Origin of the sequence: Nocardia iowensis (genome assembly GCF_019222765.1) — a bacterium.
Lineage (GTDB): Bacteria > Actinomycetota > Actinomycetes > Mycobacteriales > Mycobacteriaceae > Nocardia > Nocardia iowensis.
The window spans coordinates 4,778,743-4,798,716 of sequence record NZ_CP078145.1 but is presented as its reverse complement, the minus strand read 5'-3'; the positions used below and the strand labels follow the sequence as shown (position 1 = coordinate 4,798,716).

At 65.8% G+C, this 19,974-nt stretch carries 19 protein-coding genes; 9 read left to right on the top strand and 10 right to left on the bottom strand.

Annotated elements, in window-relative coordinates; all coding sequences use genetic code 11:
* Positions 1 to 116 precede the first annotated feature (116 nt).
* Positions 117 to 986, top strand: coding sequence for an AraC family transcriptional regulator (locus KV110_RS22240; protein ID WP_218469211.1), 870 nt, complete (start codon positions 117 to 119; stop codon positions 984 to 986).
* A gap of 77 nt (positions 987 to 1,063) precedes the next feature.
* Positions 1,064 to 2,176, top strand: a complete 1,113-nt coding sequence (locus tag KV110_RS22235) for a serine hydrolase domain-containing protein (RefSeq protein WP_246633910.1) — start codon at positions 1,064 to 1,066, stop codon at positions 2,174 to 2,176.
* A 56-nt stretch (positions 2,177 to 2,232) separates the two neighbouring features.
* Here KV110_RS22235 and KV110_RS22230 read toward each other — a convergent pair whose 3' ends face one another.
* Together KV110_RS22230 and KV110_RS22225 are read right to left on the bottom strand one after the other, a co-directional pair.
* Positions 2,233 to 2,601, bottom strand: coding sequence for a VOC family protein (locus tag KV110_RS22230; protein ID WP_218469209.1), 369 nt, complete (start codon positions 2,599 to 2,601; stop codon positions 2,233 to 2,235).
* On the bottom strand, positions 2,601 to 2,999 hold the full coding sequence (locus KV110_RS22225) for a VOC family protein (RefSeq protein ID WP_218469208.1): 399 nt from the start codon (positions 2,997 to 2,999) through the stop codon (positions 2,601 to 2,603). Before KV110_RS22225 ends, KV110_RS22230 begins: the two co-directional genes overlap by 1 nt.
* Positions 3,000 to 3,128: 129 nt before the next feature.
* Between KV110_RS22225 and KV110_RS22220 the strand changes: the two genes are divergently transcribed.
* From KV110_RS22220 to KV110_RS22200, 5 genes are all read left to right on the top strand, one after another.
* Positions 3,129 to 3,818, top strand: a complete 690-nt coding sequence (locus KV110_RS22220) for a DUF1361 domain-containing protein (protein WP_218469207.1) — start codon at positions 3,129 to 3,131, stop codon at positions 3,816 to 3,818.
* Between the two features lie 84 nt (positions 3,819 to 3,902).
* A complete protein-coding gene (gene thrS / locus KV110_RS22215) occupies positions 3,903 to 5,117 on the top strand; it encodes a threonine--tRNA ligase (protein WP_218469206.1) in 1,215 nt (404 codons plus the stop codon).
* Between the two features lie 92 nt (positions 5,118 to 5,209).
* Complete coding sequence (locus KV110_RS22210; protein WP_218469205.1) at positions 5,210 to 5,797, top strand: TetR/AcrR family transcriptional regulator; 588 nt, start codon at positions 5,210 to 5,212, stop codon at positions 5,795 to 5,797.
* Between the two features lie 48 nt (positions 5,798 to 5,845).
* Positions 5,846 to 7,087: an FAD-dependent oxidoreductase gene (locus KV110_RS22205; RefSeq protein ID WP_218469204.1), complete on the top strand. Its 1,242-nt coding sequence runs from the start codon at positions 5,846 to 5,848 to the stop codon at positions 7,085 to 7,087.
* A gap of 84 nt (positions 7,088 to 7,171) precedes the next feature.
* Positions 7,172 to 8,353, top strand: a complete 1,182-nt coding sequence (locus KV110_RS22200; RefSeq protein WP_218469203.1) for a CaiB/BaiF CoA transferase family protein — start codon at positions 7,172 to 7,174, stop codon at positions 8,351 to 8,353.
* A gap of 23 nt (positions 8,354 to 8,376) precedes the next feature.
* Here the strand turns inward: KV110_RS22200 and KV110_RS22195 are convergent, their stop codons facing one another.
* Complete coding sequence (locus tag KV110_RS22195) at positions 8,377 to 9,033, bottom strand: hypothetical protein (protein WP_218469202.1); 657 nt, start codon at positions 9,031 to 9,033, stop codon at positions 8,377 to 8,379.
* Positions 9,034 to 9,052: 19 nt separating this feature from the next.
* Positions 9,053 to 9,751, bottom strand: coding sequence for a hypothetical protein (locus tag KV110_RS22190; protein WP_218469201.1), 699 nt, complete (start codon positions 9,749 to 9,751; stop codon positions 9,053 to 9,055).
* A 253-nt stretch (positions 9,752 to 10,004) separates the two neighbouring features.
* On the opposite strand from KV110_RS22190, the gene KV110_RS22185 reads away from it, so the two are divergent.
* Positions 10,005 to 11,501 carry an endoglycoceramidase I gene (locus tag KV110_RS22185; RefSeq protein WP_218469200.1) on the top strand — a complete coding sequence of 499 codons (1,497 nt, stop codon included), beginning with the start codon at positions 10,005 to 10,007 and terminating at the stop codon, positions 11,499 to 11,501.
* A gap of 228 nt (positions 11,502 to 11,729) precedes the next feature.
* Positions 11,730 to 14,156 carry a tetratricopeptide repeat protein gene (locus KV110_RS22180; RefSeq protein WP_218469199.1) on the top strand — a complete coding sequence of 809 codons (2,427 nt, stop codon included), beginning with the start codon at positions 11,730 to 11,732 and terminating at the stop codon, positions 14,154 to 14,156.
* A 6-nt stretch (positions 14,157 to 14,162) separates the two neighbouring features.
* Here KV110_RS22180 and KV110_RS22175 read toward each other — a convergent pair whose 3' ends face one another.
* The 6 genes from KV110_RS22175 to KV110_RS22150 form a co-directional block, all read right to left on the bottom strand.
* Positions 14,163 to 15,002, bottom strand: a complete 840-nt coding sequence (locus tag KV110_RS22175) for a radical SAM protein (RefSeq protein WP_218469198.1) — start codon at positions 15,000 to 15,002, stop codon at positions 14,163 to 14,165.
* A 61-nt stretch (positions 15,003 to 15,063) separates the two neighbouring features.
* Entirely contained in the window at positions 15,064 to 16,344 is a 1,281-nt protein-coding gene (locus tag KV110_RS22170) for an MFS transporter (protein ID WP_218469197.1), read from the bottom strand.
* Complete coding sequence (locus KV110_RS22165) at positions 16,345 to 17,316, bottom strand: TIGR03621 family F420-dependent LLM class oxidoreductase (RefSeq protein ID WP_218469196.1); 972 nt, start codon at positions 17,314 to 17,316, stop codon at positions 16,345 to 16,347.
* The gene (locus KV110_RS22160; protein ID WP_218469195.1) at positions 17,313 to 18,782 is read right to left on the bottom strand and encodes an amidase; all 1,470 of its coding nucleotides are present in this window, start codon (positions 18,780 to 18,782) and stop codon (positions 17,313 to 17,315) included. Before KV110_RS22160 ends, KV110_RS22165 begins: the two co-directional genes overlap by 4 nt.
* Positions 18,775 to 19,047, bottom strand: a complete 273-nt coding sequence (locus KV110_RS22155) for a hypothetical protein (RefSeq protein WP_218469194.1) — start codon at positions 19,045 to 19,047, stop codon at positions 18,775 to 18,777. The genes KV110_RS22160 and KV110_RS22155 overlap by 8 nt, the downstream gene beginning before the upstream one ends.
* A gap of 14 nt (positions 19,048 to 19,061) precedes the next feature.
* Positions 19,062 to 19,973 (bottom strand): ornithine cyclodeaminase family protein, encoded by a 912-nt coding sequence (locus KV110_RS22150; protein ID WP_218469193.1) that lies wholly within the window; start codon positions 19,971 to 19,973, stop codon positions 19,062 to 19,064.
* Position 19,974 lies beyond the last annotated feature (1 nt).

Below are 19,974 nucleotides of genomic sequence, written 5' to 3'. Positions count from 1 at the left end.
ATCGTTGAATAATCGGTTGGCACTTTTCAGCGAGAATGGCAAGGGAGTGCGGCGAAACCTTCAAACTCTGCGGAGCTATTGTGCTGGCCCGCCCCGAAGCTGGTTAGCCTGGACGGGTGGGAGCTGTGGACTTCGGCCGCGAGCCTGATGTGGCTTGGGATTTCGCAGGTGCGGCGGGGCCCGCGCCGCGGGGTGCCGCGATCATCGGTTACCGCGATGTGGGTGGCACCGGGTTGGATCTTCGGGTTGCCGGGGCAGCGGCGATCACCGCGGTGATCGGCTTCGGGGATCGCGAGCTGATCGTCGACGATGCTGTCGGGCGGCGGTCCCTCGGCGGCTTCGTTGCCGGGCTTCCCATCGAGGCCATGCGCGTTCGTAGCGAGCGGGCAGAATGCATCGAGGTTCGCTTGTCGCCGATCCAGGCGTATTCGCTATTGGGTGTTTCCCCAACGGATTTGGGCCGTGGCGTTGTCGCTCTGGAGGACCTGTGGGGATTGCGCGCTCGGCGACTGCGTGAGCAACCCGCGTCCACCCGGACCTGGGACGAGCGTTTCGCATTGACGAAATCGTTTCTGGCACAGTGCGACAGGCCGATGCGGACGCCCGACCCGGAGGTGCTCGCCGGCTGGCATCGCATACTCAGCTCCCGTGGCCAGGTGAAGATCGGTGAGCTCGCCGAATCCCTCGGCTGGAGCCATAAACGGCTGTGGGCGCGCTTCGAGTCCCAGATCGGCCTGACACCCAAGCGGGCTGCGATGCTGGTCCGATTCCGGCACGCGGTCGACGGTCTGCTGGCGGGTCGGCCCGCTGCCGATGTCGCGATCGCCTGCGGGTACACCGATCAAGCTCATCTGTGCCGAGACGTGTCGATGTTCGCGGACCACACGCCGGGGGCACTGACGGCGCACTATTTGCCCGACATCGCCCGGCACCGGTACCGGGCGTGGGGAAGATTTTTCCAAGACCGTACGGGACCGGTCGGTTGATAGTGGTGTTCACCTCGGGCGCGGTCGACGACTGCGACTCGAGACACCACCCATCGACAGCGAGAGGACACATGTCCGTGACCAACCCCCTCGACCCCGCGAAGCTACAGACCGCCCTGGAGACCGTCCATCGCGCGGGCATGCCCGGCCTTTTCGCCGAGGTGCGCGACGGCGACGAAACCTGGCGCGGCGCAGCCGGAGTCGCCGATGTCGCCACCGGCCGCCCCGTCACGGCAGATATGCGACACCGCGTCGGCAGCATCACCAAGACATTCACCGCCGCCGCTGTGCTGCAGCAGGTCGACGAGGGCGAAATAGGGCTCGACACACCGATCGGCCACTACCTGCCACGGCTGGTTCCCGGCGAACGAGGTGCGGCGATCACGGTCCGGATGTTGATCAACCACACCAGCGGCCTCGCCGAATACCTCCCGCATGCTTACCCGTCCCTCGCGGCCTTCCCCGCCGTGGCGAAAACGACACCGGACAGCCTGGATGACCACCGGTTCACCCGGTTCGACCCGACCGAGCTGATCGCGATGGGCGTCGCGGCGCCTGCTACCGGGACTCCCGGCGGCACACCGGGGGTGTACTCGAACACCAATTACCTTCTCCTGTGCCAACTTCTGGAGTTGACAACCGGGACTTCGGCGGAGAAATGCATCACCCGCAACGTCATCGAGCGCGCCGGGCTGCGCGATACCGAACTACCGGACGGACCGTATATCAACGGGCCGCATTCCCTGCACTACGAGGCGTGGTTCGGCATGATCGAGCCGCCGCGCGACTACAGCGTCTTCGACATGTCATGGGTGGGCCCGTCGGCTTCGCTGATATCGACCGTCGCGGACCTGAACCGCTTCTTCGGTTTGCTGCTGGCGGGCGAAATCATCAGCCGATCGTCGCTGGCGCAGATGCAACGGACCGTCCCGGTCATCTCGTTCGAGGGAAAGACCCTCGATTACGGTCTCGGCCTGCAAAAGACGGCGGTGCCCGGTCACGGCACCTACTGGGGCCATGAGGGTTCCGTCTGGGGCGGCGGCGCGATCTCCATGATCAGTGCTGACGGCAAACGACAAGTGTCCATCGCGGTGAACCTGCAGCGATGGAACCAACTCGGCTCCGCGCAGCAACCCCACCCCATCGACGACGCACTTCGGGCTCTCACCCAGCTGGCATTGGGTGGTTGATACACCGCAACGTGGCCCGCCCGAGGTCAGGCGGGCCACGTACTCCGTTCGAAGTGTTACTGCTGCAAGACGGACAGGACGTTCCCCGCGGGGTCGGTGAACCAGGCGATCAGGGGACCGCCGCCGCGGTGGATGCCTTTCTCGTCCTGTTCGGCGAATTCGTAGTGCTCGAAACGCACATCGCGTTTGGTGAGTTCGTCGACGGCCGCCTCGATGTCGGCGACCGGGAAGTTCAAGATGGTGAAGGACGCGGGGGTGTGATCCGGTTTCGGATACACCAGGACCGTTCCCCCGCCACCGAGGTGCAGGTTGAGCATCCCGTTCTCCGCTGAGACCCGGATGCCAAGGGTCTCGGCGTAGAACTTCTCGGCTGCGTCGATGTCGTCTACCGAGAATCCACTGAATGCGTTGCTGTCGGCGAGCATCACTTGTCCCCTTCGGTCATAGCAGCGCGATGCTGCGGGCTCAACTGAACGAGTTGGATGTAATTTCCATCGGGGTCGATCGCGGTGGCGAACAGGCTTCCGTCGCGGTCGTCGAGTTCGGCCAGCCACTGCCCGCCGAGGTCATCGATGCGAGCGGCGACCGCTCTGGCATCGTCCACATCGACGTTCAAGATCATCCGGCCCGGCTCCGGGTTGGTGGTTCCGACGTCGTCGCGGCTGTCGATCATCAAGTAGAAGCCGCCGAAGTCGAGCACATCGTAGCCGGGATCGCCGGGCGTATGGTCGACCTTCAGCGCGAATGCCGTTGCGTACCAGTCACGCAGACGGGCGGGCTCGGTGCTGGACAACAACAGGCTGCCGATCGTGGGTGTAGTCATGTAGGTAAGACGACACGAGCCGGATAAATTCATCGGTGCTGTGGAGATCGTGTGTTGGATTTGTAGGGATGTGGTGGTCTTCGGGGCTGGGCGGGGTGGTCGGGCACGTTCGGTCGGCATGATGACGAGATGGATGTACTCGATCGGGTGGGGCCGGGCCTGTTGGATGTGGTTCGGCGAGACTTCATGTGGCTGAGTTGGAACACGCTGTTGGCCTGGGTGCCGGTGGTGTTGGCGCTGTTGGTATTTCGGATGCGGCGCGGTGATCGAAGGGTATCCCGCTCACCGGTGTGGTGGGCGGGCGTCGCGCTGTTCGTGCTGTTCTTGCCCAATGCGCCGTACGTGGTCACCGATCTGGTGCATCTGCGCGACGACATTCGATTCGTCGGTGACGGTCCGGTGGTCACCACGGTGCTGCCTGTCTACGGGGCGTTCATCGTGTCCGGCTTCCTCGCGTACTACCTCGCGCTGGCCGAACTCGGGCGGTACCTCGACTACGTCGGTCTCACCAGGTGGCGCACGCCGGTCACGCTCGGTCTGCACTTGCTCTGTGCGGTGGGCGTTTTCCTCGGCCGCTGGACCCGCCTCAACAGCTGGGAGCCGGTGGTGCAACCGCGCGGGACCTTCGAGCGCATGCTGCTCGCGCTGACATGGTCGTGGGCACCCGTGCTCATCATGGCGATGTTACTGGCGACGGCCGTCGGACATTTCGTGACAAGAGCTGTAGTCGAAGCGGCGGTGGCCGGTGTACGTAGTATCGTGGCCGGTATGAAGCGCGCTGCTGTGACGACGACGCCGGACGATGTCCCGGCGCGCTGATTGATGTTCTGATCCGAAGCCCCGGGCAAGTGCCCGGGGCTTTTGTCTTGTGGTCGCTTGCCCTCTGTCTGCGAGGGAGACGTTGTGTACGACCATCGGAAACTGGGCCGGGAACTCGGCCTGTTCGACACCGACCCGCTTATCGGTGCGGGACTGCCGTACTGGCTGCCCGATGGCGCGACCGTGCGGCACACCCTGGAGGAATACATCCGCACCGCGGAGCGGCGGGCGGGCTACCAGCACGTGTACTCACCCGTGCTGGGCAAACGTCAGCTGTACGAGATCTCCGGGCATTGGTCGCATTATCGCGACGACATGTTCCCGCCGATGGATTCGGGCGGCGAACAGGTCGTGCTGCGGCCGAGCCTGTGTCCGCACCACGCGGTGATATTCCGCTCCCGCTCGCACAGCTACCGCGAGCTGCCGCTGCGGATGGCCGAGCTGGGCGGGATGTACCGCTCCGAACTCTCCGGCGTGCTCGGCGGATTGACCAGGGTGCGGGCGATTCAGCTCAACGACGCACACATTTTCTGCACCATGGACCAGGTCACCGAGGAGGCGCAGGCCGCATTGCAGTTGATCCGCCGCGCGTATGGCGCGCTCGGCATCAGCCCGACCCGCTATCGGTTGTCATTGCCGGGGTCGAGCGGGAAATATGTTGCGGCTCAGGAGATGTGGCAGCGCGCGATCGCCCTGCTGACCGAGGCTCTGGACCGCTCCGGCCTGCTGTACGAGGCCGTCGAGGGGGAGGCCGCCTTCTACGGCCCGAAGATCGACGTGCAGTTCACCGACAAGAACGGCCATGAATTCACCCTGTCCACCGTCCAGGTCGACTTCCATCAGCCCGAGCAGTTCGACCTGCATTACGTCGGTGCCGATGGCGCGAAGCATCGGCCGGTCATGGTGCACCGCAGCATTGTCGGCAGTGTGGAACGCGCCGTCGCCCATCTGATCGAACAGCACGGCGGTGCGTTCCCCGCGTGGCTCGCTCCCACCCAAGTCGCGATACTCCCGATCTCCGATGCTGAATCACCCGACGCCGCAGCATTGTTCGAGCGATGCCTGGACCTCGGCGTACGAGCGAAGATAGTCCGACCGGACCAGGGCAGTTTGGGTGCCCGCATCCGTGGAGTCCGACTCGTGCCTTACCAAGCCGTTATCGGCCCGAAGGAATCAGCCAACGGCCATGTCGCACTACGACTGCGAGACGGACGTCGGATAAACCCGCAGCCCGTGGGCGATGTCCTCACCCGCATCGACGCACTTATCGCAACTCACAGCCTCGAGCTCTGGGACTGAGTCCGAATCCTGCGGATGCGGCGGCACCGCGCTACAATTTGTACGAACGCCCAATGCGGTCGTACAGTGCGATCGACCAAAAAGGAGGTGCCATGTCGCAAACCGCGGTGGAGCGAGGTCGCGAAGCGCGCGAGAAGCTGCTGGCCGCCGCGGCCGAGCTCATTCCTGAGCTCGGCTGGGGTGCGGTCAGTACCCGGGCGATCGCTGCTCGCGCGGGGGTCACCGTCGGCGTGGTGCACTACCATTTCCCGTCCGTGCAAGCGCTGCTGCGCCAGGCTGTCGTCGGTGTGCTGCGTGATCTGCTCAGCGGGGTGGAACCCATTGTGGCGCAAGCCGACTCGACGGAGGCGGTGATCGCGGCGATGCTCGGCCCGCTGGCCGAGACCGACGCGGACGATCCCGCATCGCTGTTGTTCATCGAGGCATGTCTGGCCTCGGCGCGCGATGAAGAGCTACGTGCGCAACTCGCCGCCGCGGCCGCCGAGTTCCGCGCCATCATTACCCGCTGGCTCGACCAGGCGGGCCACCCATACACCGACGACACCGCGTCCGTGCTCGCGGCGGCCATGGACGGTGTACTGCTGCACCGGCTACTGAACCCGCGCCTCCATCCGGCCGCCGCGGTGCCGGTGCTGGCGAGGCTGATCGATGGACCGTCCGCGAGCGCAACCGATGCCTGAGCGGGAACGTCCGACGGTCTGTCCCAATGTGATTCGAAGAGGTACAGGATGCTGACATCAGCGGATATCACCAGTCAGTACACGGATGCGAGCGAGGACGAACTGCGCGTGCTGATCGTCGGCGCGGGCATAGCGGGAGTCACCGCCGCGCAACTGCTGCGGCGTGCCGGGCGGCATCCGGTACTGATCGAGCGCGCCCACGACGACTCGCACGTCGGATACATGCTGGCGTTGATGCCGATGATCGATCCGGTGCTCGACGAGCTCGAGGTGCGGCCCGGTTATCGTGACCGTAGTGTTCCGTTGCGCCGCTTCGGTTTACGCGCGCATAGCGGCCGCATCCTGCGCGCGGACTCGGTGGATCGGATCCTCGCGCGATTCGGCGACTATCGCGGTATCGCCCGAGGCGAGCTGATCGATGCCCTGACGCCCGACGGTTGCCCAGTCGGCTTCGGCACCACCGTCACCGCGCTCACCGAGACCCCCGGCGCGATCGTTGCCACACTGTCCCGCGCGGGCACTCACACCGAGCTCGAATTCGATCTGGTGGTCATCGCCGACGGCCTGAACTCGACCACACGCCACTTGGTACTCGCCGGGCGCGAAGTCGACACGCTCGACACCGGATGGGGCGGCTGGGTCGTCTGGACGCCAGCCGACAGCGCGCCCGATCTCGGCGAAGAACTCTGGGGCGCAGGGTTTTTCCTGGGAACCTATCCCGTCCTGGACCGACTGGGCGTATTCCTCGGCGGCCCTCGCGCAGACACCGACGCAGGACCCGGCCCCTTCGTGGATCAGGTGCGCCGCGGGCTCACCACCATCGATCCCCGCGTCGAACGCGCGCTGCAGGCGGTGCTCGACGACCCCGGCCGTTACTACTGGCCGCTGACCGATTGCCGGGCACCCGCCTGGACCACCGGACGCAGCGTGCTCCTCGGCGACGCGGCAGCGGGCTTCCTGCCCACCGCCGGTCTCGGAGCCGGGATGGCGCTGGAATCGGCGTGGGTGCTGACCCGAATGCTGCGCCGAGCGCGGCCGGACACCCTCGAACCTCTGCTGCGCGTCTACGAGAACACCCAGCGCCCCCGAGTCGAGGCCGCGCAGAACACCTCCCGCCGCCTCGCTCGAATCATGTTCCGCCGCAGCAGAACAATCGCTCTTCTTCGCGATGTCGCCTTGCGGGCGACCAGCGTCGAGGCAGCGCTGAAACCGATCCAGCGCCTCATCGACGACCGCCCCGACCCCGAGGCAGCGGCAGCCCGATTCGCTCCGGCGGGACGTCAGCGCTGACGAGGCGGCACCGGGCTACCACGTGAGACGGGTGCGGCAGAGTCGCTGGTCCTGCCGCGCGGCGCCTATGGTGGAGTGGCGGGTATGACCGACGAGAATCGAACGCTAGGCGTCCTGTCCGGGATTGTGGTCGCGGACTTCGGCAGGATCCTCGCCGCGCCCTACCTGACAATGCTGCTGGCCGACCTAGGCGCCGAGGTGATCAAGGTGGAACGGCCCGGCGTCGGTGACGACACCCGCGGCTGGGGGCCGCCGTTCGTGGACGGTCAGTCCACCTACTTCCAATCGGTGAATCGGAACAAGACGTCGGTAGCGCTCGACCTGCGCAGCGAGGAAGGGCAGCGCTATGCCAGGGAACTGGTGCGCCGAGCCGACATCGTGGTCGAGAACTTCCGGCCAGGCACCATGGCGAAGTTCGGACTGGCCTACGAACAGGCTCGCGCGCTCAATCCGCGGCTCGTCTACTGCTCGTTGTCCGCGTTCGGTGGCGGCAAGGGCGCTGAGCTGCCGGGCTACGACCTGTTGATCCAAGCCGCGGGCGGTCTGATGAGTATCACCGGGCCGCGGGCGGGGGAGCCGACCAAGACGGGTGTGGCGGTGGTCGACGTTCTCGCGGGTCTGCATGCGACGGTGGGAGTTCTTGCCGCACTTCGCCATCGCGACGCCACCGGCGAAGGACAGCTCGTCGAGGTCAATCTGCTGTCCAGTCTGCTGGCGGGCATGGTGAATCAAAGCGCGGCGTACTCGCTGGCGGGTGTCGTGCCCACCATCCTCGGCAACCGGCACCCTTCCATCGCCCCCTACGAAGTATTTCCCACCGCGGACCTACCCCTGGCGTTGGCCGTCGGCAGCGACGGACAATTCACGACGCTGTGCGAGGCGATCGGAGCCGAACAACTGGCCGTGGACCCGCGATTCATCGACAACGCCACGCGGGTCGCGCATGTCGAGGTGCTGGCCGAGCAGCTGGGCGAGATCTTGTCGACCCGTCCTGCCGCCGACTGGGAGGCGCTGCTCACCCCGCTCGGCGTCCCGTGTGGACCCGTCAACGATATGGCGGGAGCTTTCACACTCGCCGACCGGCTCGGTCTGCAACCCCGCATCTCGTCGGGCACTGCCGACATGCCACCGTTGGTCGCCAACCCGATCACCCTGTCTCGCAATCCAGTTCGCTACACAAACCCGCCGCCCGCGCTCGGTTCCGGAACCGACCGCATCCGCTCCTGGTTGGACAGCGACACCGAACCGAGGGAAGACGCGCGATAAGACGGTGGCGGCTGGACCGGAAACTACCGGTCGACAGTGAACATTGTGCTTCGACGCGCCGTCGCGATCAGCCCGGCGTCGAAGACGAGTTCACCGGTGTTGCCCAGCACCGGAACCGACGTCGACAGTCCCGCGACCGCGGCCATGACGAACGCGGGAACGGCAAGACCGGCGAACGAATGCCGTTGCCACAGAAAGATTCCGACGATCAGCACGGTGAGCCCGGAAACCAGCACCGGTGCGGTGGCGGCAAACGTGGCGGCGGTATCGGAGTAGCGCAAGGTTCCCGCCCACCATGTCGGTTGCGCCGACAGCTGGAAATAGAAATGGCCGACGCCGGTCACTATGAGGATGGCGGCGAGCAGCCAGGCGCCCACGCGAGCACGCAAGCTTCGGGCAGCTGCCAGGCCCGCGCGGGCAACGACGTCTCGCGACCACGGAATCAGCAGCGGGGTGAGCATCGCGTGCATGACAAAGCGTGGCGCACTGAGTGTTTCGAGCATCGGTCCCGGACCCAGCGTGCTGCCCATCGCGATCACCGTGTTGTCGTACACCAGCGCCAGGCACAGCACCGTCGGGAGCGCCGCGAATCGACCACCGTCTGCCCGCCAGCGCCGCAGCCCTTGCCAGCCGAGCAATAGCTGCCCGGCGGCGAGGGCGGCGAAGATTGCCGAGACCATCACTTGATTCGCAGTGGCGTCATGGCTGAACGCGGCCGAGCATCAAGCGTTTCACGTAGGAATGCGCTGCGAGAGTGCAGTAGTGCTGGCCTTTGAAGGCGTCCGGAATGCCGGGGGTATTGAGCGGGACGTACAGCGATTTCGAGGGCAGATGGATCTTTCCGTGCGCGTCTTTTGTCGCCGCCGGGAACTCGGTGAACCAGTCCTGTCCGGTGACGGCCGGGGTATCCGGGTCGATCACGATGTCGTCGGGTCGATGCACGAGCTCTCTGCGTTCAGCAGGGGTGAGCATCAGTGCCGCCTCCACCACGGTCTGCCGGTTCACCTTCGCGCAGTTGTCTTCGGCTCCGGCGACGCCCGCGCCGTAGACGGCGGCGATGTGGTCGGCCGATTTCCCCTTGCAGCGCACCTGCTCGAGCAGTGTTCCCGCGTTGTCCTCGTAGGTGTTGTACCGGGTGGTGGTGAGCGGTTGCACCTGCGGCTTGGATGCGGCGAAACCAGCGAGATCCGGATAGACGACGTTGTCGAATGTGCCACCGGCGCGCCGGAATTCGACTACCCGCAGGTTTGCGGTCTGGGTCTGCGCCCGCAGGCACAGGTCGCCGAGGATTGTCGGTTCGGGCTGGTCCGCGGCCGCGGGTGCGCAGGTGAGGCCACCCAGCACTGTGATTGCGGCAAATGCCGACACCATGGTCAACCGTCGTTGAGGTCTATGCACCTGAGTCTCCACTTCGCGAGTCGTTCACCATAAGGAAACTCTGTTTCTTCAAACGAAACAACCCACACATTTCAATCATGGTGTCGCCGTGACGATCGTCGTAGTCTGCGACGTTGCGCATTCGATCGAGAAGTCACCGATCGACCGCTGGGTTCTGCGTCCCCAGTCGGCGACTGGGGGATGTCGTGGCTATGCCCGCCCGAACTGGACGTGTGACCATGAAGCCCTGTGGACCAACCGATCGGGGAAGCCGATGCGCAGAATCATGATGACCGCGATGGCCGCGACGCGGGGGCGGGGGCGACGATGGGTGGCCGGCGCCGCTGCGGCCGCGATCGGATGTGCGACGCTGGTCACGCTGCCGGAACCGGCGCTGGCCGCCCCGGTGGCAGCGCCGATCAGCCGAATCCAGGCCGAAGGCACCTATCTCGTCGATGACCACGGCCGCAAGGTGCTGCTGCACGGAGTCAACAATGTCGACAAGGAAGCGCCCTACGTCGAACCCGGCGACGGCTTCACGGTGACCGACGAAGACGCGGCACGCCTTGCGGGGCACGGCTTCAACACCGTTCGGCTCGGCGTCAGCTTCGACGGTTTGATGCCGACCCGCGGTGTCATCGACACCGCCTACCTCGACCGCATCGCCACGACGGTCGACACGCTGGCGGCACGCGGCATCTACACCCTGCTCGACAACCACCAGGACGGATTGTCGAAGATATGGGGCGGCAACGGTTTTCCGGAATGGTCGCTGCGATCGCGGCCCGGCGCCCTGGAACCGAATCCCGGGTTCCCCCTGTACTACTTGATGCCCAGCATGAACCGGGGCTGGGATGAAGTGTGGGACAACAGCAATGGGGTGCTCGACTATCTCGGCCAGGCCTTGGCTGCACTGGCCGCCAAGATGAACGGACGCACCGGCGTGCTCGGCATCGAGCTGATGAACGAGCCGTGGCCGGGATCGCCGTTCCTCACCTGCTTCCCCAATGGGTGTCCGCGCTTCGACGCCAAATATCAAGCGGCGCTGCAAAAACTGACCGACGCGGTGCGCGCCCGCAACGCCGATATCCCGGTCTTCTGGGAACCGAATGTGACCTGGAACGAGACCATGCCGTCGAATCTGGGTAAGAATCCGCCGATCACCTCGAACGATATCGTCTTCGCCCCGCACGACTACTGCATCCCCAGCCAGCTGGCGATCTACCTCGGTCTGCCCGAACAACTGCGCGGGCTGTGCCCGGTGCAGCAGGACAAGACCTGGGGCAACATCGACTCGTTCACCCGGCGAACCGGCATTCCCACGCTGATCACCGAATTCGGCGACGGCGACGCCACGGTGCTGCGCAACACCCTCGTGCGCGCCGATGAACGATTCATCGGCTGGCAGTACTGGCACTACGCGTCGGGCTTCGACCCGGGCGGCAGCAAACCGGACCCGTTCCTCGGCGACATCGGGCGCGACCTCGTGCGCACCTACCCACGGGCGACCGCGGGCACACCGGGTCGGCTGATCTTCGATCCCGCCAATGGCGATTTCGCCTACCGGTACACGCCACGCGCGCTGTCCGTGCCGACCGAGATCTACGTCTCCGATCTGCACTACCCGAACGGTTACGAGATCCGCGTCGAAGGCGGCACCGTCACCTCGACGCCGGGGGCTCGGGTTGTCACCGTGGTAGGAAATGCCTCCTCAGCGGTCACGGTGTATATCAACCGACCGGGATCGAAGGGGGCCACGGTGCCGAACTGACGGTCCGAGCGCGACCGCCGACGGCACTACTCTCATCGCCACGTGCGGCCGTCGGGTCCGCACTCTGCCTCTGGCCGAAGCATTCTCGTAGAACACCGAGAGAAACGCGCCAGCCTGTGTGAGGATTGTGGTTCCCCGCGTATCCGTCGACCCCGAATGTGACGGCCGTGACCGCGTCGCATCGACCCGGTCGGACGGTGCGCACACCGTCCGAATGGTGGGGTTCGCATGTGGCTTCCGGCGTTTCGGCGGGCCCGGCTCGGTCGGGGTACTGGCAAGGTAGTGCGGCTCACCGCGATTGCGTTGATCGCCGGAGCCGGGGCCTATCTGTCGTTGTTCGCGGGTGCGAGCGGGCTGTCACCCGAGGTGCGCGTTGTCGTGGGGGTGGTCGCGGCACTGGTGGTGGGGCTGCTGACCTCGATTCAGATCGCGTTGTCCCTAGACGTTCGTGGTGCGGCCTCGGGCCTGGCCGAGCAGGGACCGCCGCCGAACCAGTTGCCGAGGGACCTGTTGGATTTCGCGGGACGCAGTCAGGAGGTGCGGCTGCTGGTGCGGGCGCTGGTCAAAGCGCCGAAGAGTCGGAATGCCGTGCTGATAACCGCGATTTCGGGTCGCGGCGGAGTCGGCAAGACGGTACTCGCGGTGCACGTGGCGCATTTGGTGGCGGATGCGTTTCCGGACGGGCAGATCTACGTCAACCTTCGAGGGCCGGAAGCCCAGGCACTCGATCCTTATGAAGTGCTCGGTGCGTTGCTGCGGGAGTTGGGAGTGGCGCCGGATGCCGCTCCGGTCTCGCTCGACGACCGGTCCCGGCTGTTCCGATCCATTCTGGGCCGTCGTCGCATACTGATGCTGCTGGACAACGCCCAGTCCGAGGCGCAGGTGCAGCCATTGCTGCCCGGCGAGTCGACCAGCGTCGTGCTGATCACCAGTCGTGCCCGGCTGGCGACACTCGACGGGATCACGCGGCTGCGCCTGGACGTGATGGCGCCGGGGGAGGCGATCGATCTGTTGCGCGAGATCGTCGGCCGCGAGCGTGCCGACCGGGAAATCGAGGCGACCAGGAAGTTGGTCGAACTCGCGGCCTACCTCCCGCTCGCGATCAGGATTCTGGGTGCCCGGCTGGCGGTCAATCCGCACTGGTCCATCCAGGAACTGGTGCAGCGTCTGCTCAGCCAGCAGGCACTCCTGCCGTCGCTCACCGATGGGCAACGAGCGGTGCGGTCGACGCTGGAAATCAGCTATGTCGCGATCTCATCGCAGGCGGGTCTGCTGTTCTCTTCCCTTGGCGCATTGAGCATCACGACGTTTCCCGACTGGGTCTTCGAGTTGCTCGACACGCAGGATTCCACCCGCTCGAGCCGCGACGAACTGGTCGAAGAGGAATTGCTCGACTTCCTCGGACCTGATCCGCTGGGGAACAGCCGGTACGGCTACCACGACCTGGTCCGCGAGTTCTCCAGGGAGAAGCTGGCCGCACTGCCCGACAGCGCCGCGGTAACCGCTTCCACCTTGCAAACGGTTGGCGGTGCGTATGCCGCCACGGCGCGCGCCGCCGACCTCTGGATACGTCGTGGTGCGCCGCGGCACAACATATTTCCCGTGCTCGAACTGCCCACCGAGCCGCGCCCATCTACCGTTCACCTCGATTCACCTCAGACGGCGGCGCTGTGGTGTGAAACCGAACTGCCGAGTTTGCTGCTGCTCGCCAACCAGCTGCTGCTCGACGAATGCATGCCGCCGGTCATCGAATTGGCGTTCTCGCTCAGCGCCTTCTGCGAGCAGTGCACCTACTGGCGGGAGTGGGAGTCGCTCGCGAAATGCGGGCTCTCGGCGGCGGTCGCAGTGCACGACGACGCCGCGCGCAGTCTGTTCCTGTTCCAGCTCGGCCGGGTGCACCATCTGCTCGGTTCGTGGACGGACGCGCTGCCGGAGTTGGCGCAGGCCAGGACGCTCGCGATCGAGCATGGCATCCGGCCGATCGAGGCGGCCTGCGTCTGCGCGATCGGCAAGGTCCACCAGAACGGCGACGTCGACGCTGCCCTTCGCCTCTTCGAAGAGGCGCGTGACATCTATGACGAGGCCTCGCACGATCATGCGTGGGGATATGTCACGGCGAACATCGCCGATATCTATCACCAGAAATCGCAGTACGAGAGGTCACTTCGGGAATTCGACGTGTGCATGCCGGTCTTTCGGCGGCACGGGGACGACTGGTGGGAGGCGAACGCCGGTATCTGGATCGGCGACGTCTATCGAGGTCGCGGCGCATACGCGGCGGCCATCGAGCGACTCGATGCCAGCCTGGCCGTGCTGCGCCGCCTCGGCGACGAACGCCGGGCCGCCGTCGCACAGGTGCACCGTGCCCGCACCTACGTCGACTCCGGTGACGGCCGGCGGGCGATGACCGCGCTGGGCGCCGCGATACCGGTGCTCGAACGAGCCGCGGACCGGTGGTGGAATGCCATGGCGATGATCGAGATGGGCAAGGCGCAATCGCTGCTGCAGAAGCCGACCGAAGCGCTGAAGGCATGGAACGAAGCGTTGCCCGTTGTCACGGAACGGAACAACCGAATTGTCCTCGACGATCTCTCCCGCCGCATGGACGAGGCGACTGCGGTGCTCAGCAGTTCTCGCGGGAACCGCAGAAGCTGAATCCGGTCACCAGGTCTCGGCGACAGAGCAGAAATTGTTCGAGTCCGGATCGCGCAGCAAGACGTCCATATGCGAGTAGTCGATCTCGCCGCGGGTGCTCAACTCGACCCAGGTCTTTCGAGAGGCCATCGCATGCGGCAGTCGCGACCCCACGGTGCCGAGGCAATTGTGGCACTTGGCCAATGGGTCCTTGCGGTTGAGGAAGGCGCTGAGTCGGTGTTCGAGGGTGTCGTGGGGTTCGATGCGGCAGGACGGACCGTCGTGCCGGGCAATGGTGGCGGGCGCCGACATCGGGCACAGATAGACATGCCCGTCCTGGACGATGTGCGCGCTCTTCGCGTGCGCCATCTGGCAGGTCTGGAATACCTGGCGTGCTTCGGTGGCGGTCAGCTGGCGGGTCGGGCGGCTGGCGCGGAAAGCGAAGAATCGTTCTACCAGCAGGGTGGTATTTGCCGTGGCGCATTCGGCGGCCAGATGGCGCAGTGTCGAATCGGGAACGGCTGCTCTGGGATACACCGAGACAAGCAACTCATCGAGGGCGGCGAGCCACGGTGACGTTCCCTTATCGATACGAGTGCCGTTGGTGTACAGCCGGATAATCGCATGCGGCATCGCCGACCTGATGGCCCCGATGATCTGGTCCAACTCCGGATGCAGCAGCGGTTCGCCGCCGACGAGCCGCACATAGACCGGCTCGACGACATCGGCCAGCGCCGAGAAATCCCGGCCGACCGTGGCAACGTCGGCGAAGCCTTCCGCCGCCGCCGGACTCGAATGGCTGCATCCCACGCAGGAAAGATTGCAGTGCGTCACGACATTGATCTCCAGCGCCAACAGATGGAGCATGACGGGCACCTCCGGTGCTGTGAGCATACCGACGCGGTTATGCTGACCGTCGCCAAATGTGCTACCTGCCAACAGTCACCGAGGTCGCTTTACGGGTCGGACCATGGGGCGCGGAGTTCCGCAGGCGCTGCACCCGCATGACCGAGAACGCCAAAGCCGCGCCGAGTACGCCAAGTCCCGCGGCAATCGCGGCGAACGCGCCGCCGCCGATCGGGACACTGCCGAGAATGGTGTTGCCCGAAGCGTTTCCGAAGCTCATGACGGTGCTGTGCCAAGCAACCAGGGTGGTTCGGGTATCGGAGCGCATATTCGCCAGATATGCCTGTTGCGCCGAATAGAACACGCTGCCCGCCAGACACCAGAGCACCAGTGCGACGAGGAAGAGCCATAGCGCTCCGCTGAGCACCGCTATTGCCACGGCCGCCGCGAAGATGAGCGAACTCGCCACCATCACCCAGGCTTCGCTTCGGCCGCTCCGGCGTTGGATGTCTATCAGCGATCCGCTCAGCAGCGAACCCGCGATGACGGTGACGCCGACCAGGACACCGACCAGCCCACTTGCGACCACGTCGAATCCGAACCGCATCTCCAGCAGTGCGCCGAGATAGGTGAAAGCGCCCAGCCGTCCCGCCATTACCGCGAACGTGGCGGCCAACGCCAGACACACCACGGGAGACAGCAAGGGCCGGAACAGATTCGACCAGCGCATGACGGTATCGCGCGGGTGGATCGTGTCGACCGTCCGCCACGCGCACAGCAGCACGAGCAGGAAGCCGACGCCGATGACGATGTAGGGCAGGCGCCACCCGACGGCGAGCGTGCCGAAGGCCCCCAGCGGGACACCGATCACTTGGCCGAGCCCGTACGCCGCGAAACCGCGGGCGACCGCACGTCCACGCCGCCCAGGGGGACAGACCTCGGACAGGTGCGCCCACGCCGCCGGGGTGGCGACTGCCGCGCTGACTCCCATCAGCACTCGGGCGACGACCAGCTGGGGGAGGTTCTGCGCCAAGCCGACGCAGATATTGGTGACCGCGAACAGCGCCATCCCGACAAGGATCGGCCCCCGCTTGGGGAGAACGTCCGACAGCACACCGAGCGGCGGCCCGAACACCGCGTACGCCACCACGAACGCGGTGGCCGCCGCGGCGGCCAGTGGTACCGATACCTTCAGGTCCGCGGCGATTGTCGGCAGGATCGGCGGCATCAAGTAGCCCTCGGTGCCCATCACGAAAAACAGGAAATACAACACCGCGCACTGCACGCCCGCGCTCGACCTCTTGCGGTCTACGCGTGAGCGCGTCTTCCGCTCGAATTTCTCGGCATATCGAACGATGCTCATCTACTGTCCGGCCAACCGCTCGACCAGTTCGGCGCAGACCCGCGGCGGTCCCAGCATGAAATGACTGATCCCTAGGCGTTCTCGCAATGACAGGCACTTTTCGGTCAATTGGTCGATCGTGCCTATCCATACGTGCGGCGAGTCCAGGTACTCGTCTACGGTCAATTCCGCGCCGGTGCGGGAGCAGATGTCGTCGACGCAGCTCCGCGCGATGGCCAGCGCATTGTCGGTCACCGTGACCGGCAGGGCGGACGGATGAATCGCCGAGGCGTAGGTCGACAACTCCAGCTCGTCGAACCGTTCGCCGGCCGCCTTGCGGATCCAGGCGATTTTCTCGGCCGTCGCCGCGAAGGTGATGCTGGCCGGCTCGAAGAAGACGCCGCCAGGGCGGCTGGGGGGCACTCGCGGCGCCAGCCCGACGATATCGGCCAGCTGTGCCGCTGACGCCAGCATTTTCCGGCCCCCGCCGCCGAGCAGGAACGGCGGACCTGCCGGGTGAAAGGGTTTGGGCTGACCGTCGTGCTCGGTAATCGTGTAATTGTCCCCGGCGTACGAGAAAGGCTTGTCCCCGAAGCAGCCTTTGAGTACCGCGACTGCTTCGCGCACTCGGGTAACGCGCACTCCGACCGGTTCGAATGGAATCCCGGTCGTCAAGTATTCGGGTCGGTTCCAGCCCGCACCCAACCCGATGGTCAGCCTTCCCTCGGATAACAAATCCAGAGTGGCGAGCTCCTGCGCGGCCACGGCCGGATGCCGGAAGTCGACGTTCAGGACATAAGGGCAGACGCGAATGCGTTCGGTGGCCAACGCCGCCGCCGTCAGCAGCGGGATGGGGGCGTATGGCACATCCAGGTGATCCGGAAGGACCAGCGTCCCGAATCCCACCGACTCGGCGAATCGAGCAGTCTCCTGTATCGCCTTCGGGCTCACCACGCCGGAGGCAGCCGGTGTGGCGAAGTGAAACGGCTTCATATCCGACGGTTCCCCTCTGCCGAGGCGACTTCCGAAGGTTCTGGCGGACGTCGATGGCGTTGTCCCAGTGCGGCTTCCAGCGCCGACGCCACGCGGAACACCGTCGCCTCGTCGAACGCGCGTCCGATGATATGCAGGCCGATGGGCAGGCCGTTCGCGGCGAACCCGATGGGCAGCGACAGCGCCGGATGACCGGTGACATTGAACGGAATGGCGAGCATGTCGTTGACCAGCTTTGGTGGCGGCCAGTTCTCGGGGAAATCGCCCCATCGGGCGGCGGTGGTCTGGCCGGATGCCATGACCAGGACGTCGTGCTGACCGAAAACGATCTCGTCGAGTTGCTGGATCAGCCATCGCCGAACGTCATAGGCGCGCAACAGATCCGCCGCCCCGAGTCCGGCTCCTGGCATCATGCGCTGATAGGTGTAGCGCGCGAAAGAGCGTGGGTGCTTGCGCAGATCGTCCTCATAGGTGGCGAACGCCTCCGCACCGAAGATGACGCGGCCGCACCCGTTGAATACGTCGTACGGGGGCAAGGTGACTTGCCCGACCGTCGCACCCAGGCCGTCGAGCACCCCGAGCGCCTCCTCGATTCCGGCGAGGATCTCGGGCATCGTCGAGGGATCTTCGGCGTACCAGCCCGGCGCACTGGCTACGCGCAGCCCGGCGACGCCATGGTTCAGCGTCGCAAGGTAGTTCGGGTCCGGAGTGTCGGCTGTGCGCGGATCGGCCGGATCGGCGCCCGCGAGCACCTGTAACAGTGCGGCCGTGTCGCCGACTGTCCAGCTCAGCGTGCCGAAGTGGTCCAGGGTATGCGAAAGCGGCTGAGCGCCATGCCCGGACACTCGGCCGTAGGTCGGTTTGAGCCCGACCACGCCGCAGTGGAATGCCGGGCCGCGGATCGATCCGCTGGTATCGGAGGCGACGGCGGCACGGACCAGTCCGGCGGCGACCGCGGCACCCGCACCCGACGACGAACCACTCGGCACGTGCTCATCGCTCCACGGGTTGCGTGCGGGCGGGAACGGCAACTCGAAACTCGGGCCGCCGAGCGCGAACTCGAAGGTGGTCAGCTTGCCGAGACCGACCGCACCCCCGGCCCGCAGGCGCCGCTCGACCGTGCTGTCCGCACCGGCCACGTGGTCGACGCAGAGCCATGAGGCATTGGTGGTCGGCACCCCCTCCGCGTCGAAGATGTCCTTCAACGCGTACGGAATCCCGTGCATCGGACCGCGATCGACGCCGGCTCGCAAGTCTCGATCGGCTGCTCGCGCACGTTGCAGCGCGCTCTCCTCCGTCACCAGGATGAAGGCGTGCAGCGCGGAATCGAGCCGGGCGATCCGGTCGAGCGCGTGCCGGGTAAGCTCCACCGAAGTCAGCTCACCCGCGCGTAATAACGCCCCCGCCTCCGGAACCGACAGCTCGTGCAGCGCGGTAGACGGCCGAGCCGCCACTCCGTCAGCCATTGGGCGTTTCCTTTCGCTCTCTCGTCGACTGGACCGGGACGTCGCGCAGTGCCGCGGCCATGTCCCGCAGTCCCCGATAGCCGCGCAGGATGCCGCCCTTGAGATCCGCGGGCACCTCGATGCCGAGTCGCCTTGTGCAGGCGTCGTATTCGGCCTCGATCGCCTCGTCGGAGGGTTGCTCGGCCGGTGCTCCGTTCCCGCGGGTGCCTGTGTTCGAGACCCGGCCTTGTCCGAAGTCGTCCACTGCGTGTTCCTCCTTTGGCATGGTCTGTGTCCTGGTCACAGGGGAAGACTCGCTGTCCAGAAGTCCTCCGCGTCGTGCTGAGCGGCCAGTTGGGCGCAGGTGATCAGGTCCAGATATGCGCACCCGGTGGAGGCGAAAACCGTCCGCCTGTCCCTGAAATCGGCGGGATCCGTTGTCACGAGAGTGTCGAGTTCGATTGCGGTACTGTGACTCTCACCCGCCTCGGCGATCGCGGTGCGCAGGTCCTCGACGATCACGACGCTGGAACGGAGCAGCTCGACCGGTATTTCGCGTGACTCGGTGGTGTGCGCGCCCATGCAGTTGATGTGCACGTGCGCGGGCAGCTCCGCCGAGATCGGCAGGGGAGACATCGAGGTGGTCGCGGTCGACAGGACGTCGACACCGCGGCTGGCGTGCTCGGCCGAGTCACAGACGACCACATTCACTGTCGGGTCGGCCGCCGCGACGTCACCGGCGAACGCTGCGGCGTGGCCCGCGTCGCGGGACCAGATGCGGACCTCGGTGAGGTCGCGTATCGCGGACACCCCGAGGAACTGCTGGCGAGCCTGTACGCCCGACCCGATGATCCCCAGGACCCGGCTTTCCGGCGCTGCGCACCGGTCGGTCACCAAAGCCGTCACGGCAGCGCATTTCAGGTTGGTGACCGCGGCGCCGTCCAAGGTGCCGAGGAATCGTCCGGTGGAAGCGGCGAACATCGGCACCACCGAGGTCACGGTCGTGCCGTGACCCGGCGCGGCGGCGATCGTCGCGACCTTGTTGATGTAGAGGTCGTGGTCGGGCGACACGGCGGGCATCGAGAGGAACTTCGTTCCGGTGGCGTCCTCGATGGTTTCCCGGACCGGGACCAGCATCCGACCGACAGCACCGCTGCGCAGCCCCTCGCGCATCGACTCGGCCAATACCCGGACGAGCCGGACGGACGACATG

Coding starts and splice junctions, on each gene's coding strand:
- KV110_RS22205 (WP_218469204.1), top strand. CDS start 5,846: ATGCTGACATCAGCGGATATCACCAGTCAGTACACGGATGCGAGCGAG.
- KV110_RS22155 (WP_218469194.1), bottom strand. CDS start 19,047: ATGCCAAAGGAGGAACACGCAGTGGACGACTTCGGACAAGGCCGGGTC.
- KV110_RS22200 (WP_218469203.1), top strand. CDS start 7,172: ATGACCGACGAGAATCGAACGCTAGGCGTCCTGTCCGGGATTGTGGTC.
- KV110_RS22210 (WP_218469205.1), top strand. CDS start 5,210: ATGTCGCAAACCGCGGTGGAGCGAGGTCGCGAAGCGCGCGAGAAGCTG.
- KV110_RS22175 (WP_218469198.1), bottom strand. CDS start 15,002: ATGCTCCATCTGTTGGCGCTGGAGATCAATGTCGTGACGCACTGCAAT.
- KV110_RS22165 (WP_218469196.1), bottom strand. CDS start 17,316: ATGAAGCCGTTTCACTTCGCCACACCGGCTGCCTCCGGCGTGGTGAGC.
- KV110_RS22230 (WP_218469209.1), bottom strand. CDS start 2,601: ATGCTCGCCGACAGCAACGCATTCAGTGGATTCTCGGTAGACGACATC.
- KV110_RS22160 (WP_218469195.1), bottom strand. CDS start 18,782: ATGGCTGACGGAGTGGCGGCTCGGCCGTCTACCGCGCTGCACGAGCTG.
- KV110_RS22170 (WP_218469197.1), bottom strand. CDS start 16,344: ATGAGCATCGTTCGATATGCCGAGAAATTCGAGCGGAAGACGCGCTCA.
- KV110_RS22185 (WP_218469200.1), top strand. CDS start 10,005: ATGCGCAGAATCATGATGACCGCGATGGCCGCGACGCGGGGGCGGGGG.
- KV110_RS22180 (WP_218469199.1), top strand. CDS start 11,730: ATGTGGCTTCCGGCGTTTCGGCGGGCCCGGCTCGGTCGGGGTACTGGC.
- KV110_RS22220 (WP_218469207.1), top strand. CDS start 3,129: ATGGATGTACTCGATCGGGTGGGGCCGGGCCTGTTGGATGTGGTTCGG.
- KV110_RS22150 (WP_218469193.1), bottom strand. CDS start 19,973: ATGTCGTCCGTCCGGCTCGTCCGGGTATTGGCCGAGTCGATGCGCGAG.
- KV110_RS22195 (WP_218469202.1), bottom strand. CDS start 9,033: ATGGTCTCGGCAATCTTCGCCGCCCTCGCCGCCGGGCAGCTATTGCTC.
- KV110_RS22225 (WP_218469208.1), bottom strand. CDS start 2,999: ATGACTACACCCACGATCGGCAGCCTGTTGTTGTCCAGCACCGAGCCC.